The organism is Colwellia sp. Arc7-D (genome assembly GCF_003061515.1).
GTDB lineage: Bacteria > Pseudomonadota > Gammaproteobacteria > Enterobacterales > Alteromonadaceae > Cognaticolwellia.
This window is the reverse complement of the sequence record NZ_CP028924.1, coordinates 4,296,844-4,305,442: the sequence shown is the minus strand read 5'-3', so window position 1 is coordinate 4,305,442 and position 8,599 is coordinate 4,296,844. Positions and strand designations below refer to the sequence as shown.

Below are 8,599 nucleotides of genomic sequence, written 5' to 3'. Positions count from 1 at the left end.
CAACCGACTCCTGATAAATACACTGCTTTTTGCGATTAATATCGTATAAATTAAAATGATAAAAAGCAGAACAGTAAAAAATTTAGATTTTTTATAATTCCCTATTATCACTATAGTTATCCACAACATCAATATTGACAAATCAATAAATAGCTTTTATTTTCAGTTATTTTTAATAATCTCAATAGAATTAGGCTTCTTGCTAATTTTTAATATCAAAATAGTGCTAAAAAAGTTTCGATATACTATTTAATTATTACCCAATAAACCGCAAAATTTTGATTTGAAAATGCATAATTGTTATAAAACTGTGGATATATTTTAGATCAAGACGATCAACATAAGATCTTTTGAAAAAAGCTAGAGAATAACCATTGACAAAGTCTCTTTCTCTATATAGAATTTCGCCTCATTTTTAGACCCAGTGTGCTCATGAAGGCTGTTTTGCCAGGGCAACAACAACAGACGGATTAGCGTAATGAAAAGAACATTTCAACCTAGTGTATTAAAGCGTAAGCGTAACCATGGCTTCCGTGCTCGTATGGCAACAAAAAACGGACGTGCTGTAATTTCACGTCGTCGTGCTAAAGGCCGTGCAAGCTTAAGTGCTTAATCTTTTAACTTGATATTTAAGTTAAAGGAATAGTAGCCGCTATGGTTACTTATGAATTTAATCGGGAGTCACGCCTGTTGACTCCCGGTCAATTTCAATCTGTTTTTTCCAAACCTCTTCGTTTTGGCTCTAGCCATATTACTATTCTTGTTACTCCAAATTCTGATAATAATAACCGTCTCGGTTTAGCCATTGCTAAAAAACGGGTTAAATTAGCTGTACAACGAAATCGTATTAAACGACAAATTCGCGAGAGCTTCCGTTTAAATCAACATAACCTCCCCCATATAGATATAGTCGTTATGGTGAAATCTGGCACTGACAAGTTAGAAAACAAAGAAATTAATCAGCAATTGGAAAAAATATGGCGCAAAGTAATTCAACGCCACAAAAAATAGCTATTACCCTAGTAAAAGCTTACCAGAGCTGGCTTAGCCCATTGCTCGGACCCCATTGTAGATTTGATCCAACATGCTCTTTTTACGCTATAGAAGCAATTAATCGCTTTGGTGTGATAAAAGGTTGTTGGTTAGCAGGCAAACGTATACTAAAATGCCATCCACTCAATGCGGGAGGACATGATCCCGTGCCACTATCAAAAAAAGAGAAATAAGACATTATGGAATCCCAACGCAGTTTTCTTTTTATTGCGCTTATGGTTGTTACCTATTTGCTATTTACCCAATGGCAAACGGACAATGCTCCAATTATTGAGCAACCAGCAGTATCTCAACAAACAATGCCAAGTAATACTAATGGCGATTTTGTTCCTGAATCATCAGCGACAGCAACGTCAGTAAGTAATGAAACTAAAGTTGTTAATGCAACAGTAATTTCAGTAACCAATGATGTTTTAGCACTTAAAATTGATACCAATGGTGGCGATATTGTTGAAGCTAAATTACTTAAGTTCGATACAGAACAAGGTAATGGCATACCCTTTACTATTTTGCGCAACGACAAAGATCGTTATGTTGCACAAAGTGGGTTAACAGGCGCTCAAGGTTTAGACCGTGTTATTCCAGGACGTCCTATTTATCAAACTTCTGCAACCACATATCAAGCCAATGCCAATGAACCTTTGGTAATTGATTTAAACTATGTTGATAACGCAGGGCTATCGGTAACTAAACGTTTTACACTGAACAATGATAGCTATGCTATTAATGTTGAATATATTATTGCAAACAACACTTCAAATGCTGCAAGTGTTCAAATGTATGCTCAACTAAAACAAACTACGTTAATTGACACGGGTAGTGGCTTAATACCGACTTACAAAGGTACTGCTTACTCGACAACTGAAGACGTATACGAAAAATACGACTTTTCTGATATTGAAGAAGCCGACTTAAATGTATCAACTCAAGGTGGCTGGGTTGCTATGTTGCAGCACTACTTTGTTTCTTCTTGGGTTCCTGAGAAAACAGCTGATAATCAATTATATACAAGATATTCAAGTAACAAAGATGCTGTCATTGGTTTTAAAGCTCCGGCAATAACAATTGAGCCAAATAGTACAGCTACAACTTCAGCTACTTTCTATGTTGGTCCAAAAGACCAAGACGTATTAGAAAAAATCGAAGAAAACTTAGACTTAACCATTGATTACGGTTTTTTGTTTATGATCAGCCAACCGCTATTTTGGTTACTGATTAAAATACAATCTATTGTGACCAACTGGGGTGTAGCAATAATTATCATTACCCTGATCGTTAAAGGCGGTATGTACCCGTTAACGAAAGCGCAATATACCTCAATGGCAAAAATGCGTGCTTTGCAGCCTAAAATGACACAGCTAAAAGAACGCTTTGGTGACGATAAACAAAAAATGTCACAAGCTATGATGGAACTTTACCGTAAAGAGAAAGTAAATCCAGCTGGCGGTTGTTTACCATTAATTGTCCAAATGCCAATTTTCTTAGCATTGTATTGGGTATTTTTGGAAAGTGTTGAATTACGTCATGCACCATTCATGCTTTGGATCCAAGATTTATCAGCACAAGACCCGTTTTACATATTGCCAGTATTAATGGGCGTTAGTATGTTCATTATGCAAAAAATGCAACCAATGACTGTGCAAGATCCAATGCAACAAAAAATAATGCAGTATATGCCAGTGATGTTTACTGTATTCTTTTTCTGGTTCCCGTCAGGCCTAGTACTTTACTGGTTAGTCAGTAATATTATTTCAATTGTTCAAATGAAAATAATATTCTCGGGCATCGAAAAGAAAAAAGAAAAAGAAAAGATCAAAGCGAAATAACATTATTTTTATCTCCTAAAAAGGTGGCTTAAGCTGCCTTTTTTTATGCCTAAAATATCTGGTGCTAATAAGAGTTAACATAGCTTAATACATAAACTTAAGTGAAAAATAAAAAACAAAACCACTGTACGCATTTCAAGCGCGTTGTTAACGGTTTATAATGTCGCCAATTAAGAGTATTCATCGATAACAGAGAACATACCTATGTCAGACCTTGCTTTTTCATCAAGCCAAAAAGAAACAATAGCTGCGCAAGCCACCGCACCTGGCAGAGGTGGTGTTGGCATAATCAGAGTTTCTGGACCTGAAGTTAAAAATGTCGCTCTAGCTATTCTAGGTAAAGTACCTGAATTAAGAAAAGCTGAATATCTCACCTTTAAAGATCGCAAAGGCGAAGCGCTAGACCAAGGGATTGCAATCTACTTTAAAGGCCCTAACTCTTTCACAGGTGAAGATATTTTAGAGTTACAAGGCCATGGCGGACCTATTATCTTAGATATGTTATTAAAAGAGATATTAGCATTACCAAAAGTACGTATGGCTGGTCCTGGCGAGTTTAGTGAACAAGCATTTCTCAATGACAAACTTGACTTAACACAAGCTGAAGCAATAGCCGATTTAATTAACTCAAGCTCTGAACAAGCTGCTAGATGCGCATTACATTCACTTCAAGGTGACTTTTCAAAACTGGTTCATAAAATGGTTAACGATACGATCCATTTACGCATGTACGTTGAAGCTGCCATCGACTTTCCAGAAGAAGAAATTGATTTTCTTGCCGATGAAAAAGTTGTGAACGATTTAAAAGCGATCATTACACAAGTAGCTGAAGTAAAAAGTAAAGCTCAGCAAGGCAGCATAATTAGGGAAGGAATGCGCGTAGTTATTGCTGGTCGACCAAACGCTGGTAAATCAAGCCTACTTAATGCACTAAGTGGTAAAGAGAGTGCAATAGTCACCGATATCGAAGGCACCACTCGCGACGTATTGACAGAACAAATTCATATTGATGGTATGCCCTTACATATTATTGATACAGCAGGTCTTAGAGAGAGCGCTGATAAAGTAGAACAAATTGGAATTGAGCGAGCATGGCAAGAAATAAAACAAGCAGATCGCGTATTGTTAATGATAGATTCAGCACAAGATGAAAAGGATGATCCTAAAGCTGTTTGGCCTGAATTTTTTGAAAAGCTACCAGCAAATATCGGATTAACTATTATTAGAAACAAAGCTGACATAAGCCAAGCAAAAACTGGCTACAGTGAAGCGAACACTACACCTACCATAACACTATCAGCAAAGACGGGTGAAGGGGTTACAGCGCTGACAGAGCACCTTAAACACATCATGGGTTACCAAGGTAGCACTGAGGGTGGATTTATGGCAAGACGACGTCATTTGGTTGCACTTGAACAAGCACACCAACATTTAGAAATAGGACTAGAACAATTAGAATCTTATGTTGCGGGCGAAATACTGGCAGAAGAACTACGGTTTTGCCAAGAAGAACTGAATAAAATTACCGGTGAATTCACAAACGATGATTTATTAAGTCAGATATTCTCATCATTCTGTATTGGAAAGTAATAAAATCAATAATGTGTTAAATTCATAAAAATTAATGATCACTCTATTTAAATAAAGCCATATTAGTGATTAAACTGGCGGTATTTAAAAGGCTTTTAACTAGGAAAAAAATGAAAAACTTACCCAAATTACTGATAGCGTCCTATGTTGTATTTATTAGCAATATGGCTAGTGCAGAAAATTTAAGCGTTGAAATCGTTCAATGTTCTGAAATGAAAAATAATCAACAAAGATTACAATGTTTTGATAGTTACGTTGCAAAAAATTCAACTTTAAATTCAGAAAATAAAATTGATAGCACGAGTAAGTTAGAAGTATCAACTATCAATACTAAAGCAGAAGGAGAAAAAGAATTAGTTTCATCTTTTGGTAAGGCCCATAGGTATTCAGAGAAAGAGCGTGAATTTGACGAATTTAAATCAACCATTAAAGTCGCAAGTAAAAATTTGCACAAAGATTGGGAAATTGAATTAGAAAATGGTCAAATTTGGTTACAAAAAGGTGGAGATAAACGAGCAAAATTCTCAGATGGCGATTCTATTATTATAACAAGAGGCGTTATGAATAGTTTTCAGCTTAAAAAAATAGGTACAAAACGTAGAATCAGAGTACGCAGAATTCTATAAATATAAGAACATGCAACCAGTATTAATGGCTGCATGTTCTAAAATCAAACTTAGTCTACGTATTAATCTATTGATGTAATACTTTGCTGATCATCAACAAAGTAGTAACCATTCTTAACTTCCATTTTTTTACAACGATAAGTTGGCTTTTTAGATCCTAATTCTTTTACATTTTTGCATTTTAAACGCTGACTCTTAGCACCATAAAGCGCTAAATATTCATTGCCTTCTGCTACTAATTTAACTAGATAATCTTTCGGTAACTTTTCTTGTAACATTATTAATGGTCTTTCCCATACCTCACTCTTTTGTTCGTTAGCAACAGTTAGCCAAGCATAACTTTTTAATAAGTCTTGCTGAGTACCTTGTGCATTAAGGTACATGGTACCAACCATATATTGAGACATTTTATCGCCTCTCTTTGCGAAAAGTTCTAGTTGAGGTAATGCTTGTTCAAAATCATTGTCTTTATATAATCTAATAGCCTGTTTAAGCTCTTTATTATAGCTACTTATATCAAGGGTATTACTTGCATAAGAAGCATTACTAAAAGTAACAACAGATAATAAAAGCATTGATATAATAAAATTAAAAGTAATTGTATTCATAGTGTCTTCAGTATTGATTTTTATATTACCTATATAATAGCTAACATGATGTTTCTATGTTTTTCAAATTGTAATATTGTGTGAATGTAGTGCTTAAAACAGACTAATTGGTTTAAATAAACCAGACTAAATAACTTAATAGAGGTAATAAATGAGCTCGTTTCAAATCATTGTTGGTAGCATGTTAGGCGGATCTGAATATGTTGCTGAAGCTTGTGAAGAAGTATTAATTGGTTACGGCCATCAAGTTGAATTGCATTTTCAACCTGATTTAGCTCAAATATCAAACAAAAATCAAACTTGGTTAATTTGTACTTCAACTCATGGCGCTGGTGATTACCCAGACAATATACAAGCATTCGCTACAGATATTGAAAATACCGATCTAGATCTATCCTCAGTTAAATTGCTCACGATCGCTATTGGTGATTCAAACTATGATACTTTTTGTTATGCAGGTAAAAATATAAATAAGTTATTATTATCAAAAGGTTGTATAGAATTATTACCATTAATTACTTTAGATATGAATGAAGATATTGATCCAGAAGAGCGATCACAAGCTTGGTTATCTGAAAACCAAGATCATTTATAATCGACTTACACATAACTTACTAACAATAAGTTACTGTAAATAACCGTATTGTGTATAAGTCTGGGTAAAAGCTATTAATTTTCTATTATTATTCAGTGTATAGAATTTAAGATTAATCACCCTGTGGATAACTAGCTGTTTTGATCATAGCTTATAAATGAGTTGATCAAGGTTTGATCACAACTATTAGTGGTAGTTAGTTAACTGTTTTTAATCAATAAAAAGCACTTATCAACAGAAAACAAGGATCCTAATAAGTAATAATAATAAGATCTTTAAATAGATCTTTATATATTATTTAACGATCAAGCTTAGATCTTTTCGTAAATTAGATCATTCCCCTTAGGCGAAAAAAGCGCTAAAATATCGCTCTTAATTTTTAAATAGAATAATCTAAGGTCATTAATTTATGTGGTATCAAGAGTCTTATGACGTAATTGTTGTTGGTGGAGGTCATGCTGGAACTGAAGCGTCACTTGCAGCTGCACGCATGGGATGTAAAACATTATTGTTAACCCACAACATTGATACGCTTGGCCAAATGTCTTGTAACCCAGCGATTGGCGGCATTGGTAAAGGTCATCTCGTTAAAGAAATTGATGCACTTGGCGGACTAATGGCCACTGCAGCAGATCACGCAGCGATCCAATTTAGAACCTTAAATGCTAGCAAAGGCCCTGCTGTTCGAGCAACTCGCATCCAAGCGGATCGAAATTTATACCGAAATTTTGTTCGTAATTATTTAGAAAACCAAGAAAATTTAACCATATTTCAACAACCTTGTGATGATCTGATTTTAGAAAATAATAAGATCGTAGGTGTATCAACGCAAATGGGCTTGAAATTTAAAGCTAAAAGCGTTGTGCTAACGGTAGGTACTTTCCTTGCAGGACAGATACACATTGGCTTAAACAATTACCAAGGCGGCAGAGCTGGTGACCCAGCAAGTGTTAACCTTGCAGCACGCTTACGTGATATGCCATTTCGAATTGATCGTTTAAAAACTGGAACACCACCACGATTAGACGCTAGATCATTAGATTTTTCAGTAATGGCCGAGCAACCAGGTGATGATCCACGTCCTGTATTTTCATATATGGGATCGGGTAACGATCATCCTGAACAAGTTTCATGTTTTATAACGCATACCAATGCTAAAACCCATGAAATAATAAAATCTGGTTTAGATAGATCACCTATGTACACAGGTGTTATTGAAGGTATAGGTCCACGCTACTGTCCATCAATTGAAGATAAAATACATCGCTTTGCAGAAAAAGATAGCCATCAAATATTTGTTGAACCAGAAGGGTTAAACACTCACGAGATTTATCCTAATGGTATATCAACAAGCTTACCTTTTGACGTACAAATGGATCTTGTTAGATCAATCAAAGGTTTTGAAAATGCTCACATAACCCGACCAGGTTATGCTATCGAGTATGACTTCTTCGATCCACGTGATTTGAAACAGACTTTGGAAAGTAAATTTGTTGAAAACCTATATTTTGCTGGTCAAATTAATGGTACTACAGGATATGAAGAAGCGGGTGCCCAAGGATTAGTAGCAGCCACCAATGCTGCTGCAAGGGTACAAGGTAAAGAAGAGCTGGTATTAACTAGAGATCAAGCTTACATGGGCGTTCTTATTGATGACCTAGCGACCTTAGGTACTAAAGAACCTTATCGTATGTTTACCTCTCGTGCGGAATATCGTTTATTACTCCGCGAAGACAATGCAGACATTCGCTTAACCGAAAAAGGACGATCGTTAGGTCTAGTGGATGATTTACGTTGGCAACGATTTAATGAAAAAATGGAAAATGTTGAACTAGAGCGTCAACGTTTACGTTCAACTTGGTTACAAAAAGATCACCCGGCTGTAGAACAAGTAAATAAATTACTGAAAACACCGTTAAGTCGTGAAAATTCTTTAGAAGATCTTGTACGACGTCCTGAAGTTAGATATGAAGATTTAGTTTCAATTGAAGGTTTAGGACCGGCAATTGCAGATAAACAAGCATCAGAGCAAATCGAAATTCAAATAAAGTATGCGGGTTATATTGATCGACAGCTTGACGAAATAGCAAAAAAGAAACGCCATGAGAATACTTTGATCCCACTAGATTTTGATTTTACCCAAATATCGGGCTTATCAAATGAGGTTGTTGCAAAGCTTTCAGATGCTTGTCCAGAAACTATTGGCAAAGCTTCACGCATTTCTGGTATTACTCCAGCAGCAATTTCGTTATTATTGGTTTATCTTAAAAAACATGGCTTATTACGCAAAAGTGCTTAAAT

Annotated in this window: 9 protein-coding genes; 8 read left to right on the top strand and 1 reads right to left on the bottom strand. The window is 35.4% G+C overall.

Annotation, left to right across the window (positions count from 1 at the left end; genetic code table 11):
- The first annotated feature begins 478 nt into the window (after positions 1-478).
- The 6 genes from rpmH (at position 479) to DBO93_RS18630 (ending at position 5,095) form a co-directional block, all read left to right on the top strand.
- Positions 479-613 (top strand): 50S ribosomal protein L34, encoded by a 135-nt coding sequence (gene rpmH, locus DBO93_RS18655; protein ID WP_081150635.1) that lies wholly within the window; start codon positions 479-481, stop codon positions 611-613.
- 41 nt (positions 614-654) lie between these two features.
- On the top strand, positions 655-1,011 hold the full coding sequence (gene rnpA, locus DBO93_RS18650; protein WP_108457681.1) for a ribonuclease P protein component: 357 nt from the start codon (positions 655-657) through the stop codon (positions 1,009-1,011).
- A complete protein-coding gene (yidD, locus tag DBO93_RS18645) occupies positions 978-1,226 on the top strand; it encodes a membrane protein insertion efficiency factor YidD (protein ID WP_108457680.1) in 249 nt (82 codons plus the stop codon). The genes rnpA and yidD overlap by 34 nt, the downstream gene beginning before the upstream one ends.
- A 6-nt stretch (positions 1,227-1,232) precedes the next feature.
- A complete protein-coding gene (gene yidC / locus DBO93_RS18640) occupies positions 1,233-2,879 on the top strand; it encodes a membrane protein insertase YidC (RefSeq protein ID WP_108457679.1) in 1,647 nt (548 codons plus the stop codon).
- Between the two features lie 204 nt (positions 2,880-3,083).
- Positions 3,084-4,469 (top strand): tRNA uridine-5-carboxymethylaminomethyl(34) synthesis GTPase MnmE, encoded by a 1,386-nt coding sequence (mnmE, locus tag DBO93_RS18635; RefSeq protein ID WP_108457678.1) that lies wholly within the window; start codon positions 3,084-3,086, stop codon positions 4,467-4,469.
- Between the two features lie 110 nt (positions 4,470-4,579).
- On the top strand, positions 4,580-5,095 hold the full coding sequence (locus tag DBO93_RS18630) for a hypothetical protein (RefSeq protein WP_108457677.1): 516 nt from the start codon (positions 4,580-4,582) through the stop codon (positions 5,093-5,095).
- 62 nt (positions 5,096-5,157) lie between these two features.
- On the opposite strand, the gene DBO93_RS18625 is transcribed toward DBO93_RS18630, so the two are convergent.
- A complete protein-coding gene (locus DBO93_RS18625; protein ID WP_108457676.1) occupies positions 5,158-5,703 on the bottom strand; it encodes a sel1 repeat family protein in 546 nt (181 codons plus the stop codon).
- Between the two features lie 151 nt (positions 5,704-5,854).
- Here DBO93_RS18625 and DBO93_RS18620 point away from each other — a divergent pair, with 151 nt between their 5' ends.
- Both DBO93_RS18620 and mnmG read left to right on the top strand, forming a co-directional pair.
- Positions 5,855-6,298 carry a flavodoxin domain-containing protein gene (locus tag DBO93_RS18620; RefSeq protein ID WP_108457675.1) on the top strand — a complete coding sequence of 148 codons (444 nt, stop codon included), beginning with the start codon at positions 5,855-5,857 and terminating at the stop codon, positions 6,296-6,298.
- 409 nt (positions 6,299-6,707) lie between these two features.
- A complete protein-coding gene (gene mnmG / locus DBO93_RS18615; protein WP_108457674.1) occupies positions 6,708-8,597 on the top strand; it encodes a tRNA uridine-5-carboxymethylaminomethyl(34) synthesis enzyme MnmG in 1,890 nt (629 codons plus the stop codon).
- Positions 8,598-8,599: the final 2 nt, after the last annotated feature.

Bases quoted from the DNA above. Each gene is read 5' to 3' on its own strand.
- DBO93_RS18630 (WP_108457677.1), top strand. From the start codon at position 4,580: ATGAAAAACTTACCCAAATTACTGATAGCGTCCTATGTTGTATTTATT.
- yidC (WP_108457679.1), top strand. From the start codon at position 1,233: ATGGAATCCCAACGCAGTTTTCTTTTTATTGCGCTTATGGTTGTTACC.
- mnmG (WP_108457674.1), top strand. From the start codon at position 6,708: ATGTGGTATCAAGAGTCTTATGACGTAATTGTTGTTGGTGGAGGTCAT.
- yidD (WP_108457680.1), top strand. From the start codon at position 978: ATGGCGCAAAGTAATTCAACGCCACAAAAAATAGCTATTACCCTAGTA.
- rpmH (WP_081150635.1), top strand. From the start codon at position 479: ATGAAAAGAACATTTCAACCTAGTGTATTAAAGCGTAAGCGTAACCAT.
- rnpA (WP_108457681.1), top strand. From the start codon at position 655: ATGGTTACTTATGAATTTAATCGGGAGTCACGCCTGTTGACTCCCGGT.
- mnmE (WP_108457678.1), top strand. From the start codon at position 3,084: ATGTCAGACCTTGCTTTTTCATCAAGCCAAAAAGAAACAATAGCTGCG.
- DBO93_RS18625 (WP_108457676.1), bottom strand. From the start codon at position 5,703: ATGAATACAATTACTTTTAATTTTATTATATCAATGCTTTTATTATCT.
- DBO93_RS18620 (WP_108457675.1), top strand. From the start codon at position 5,855: ATGAGCTCGTTTCAAATCATTGTTGGTAGCATGTTAGGCGGATCTGAA.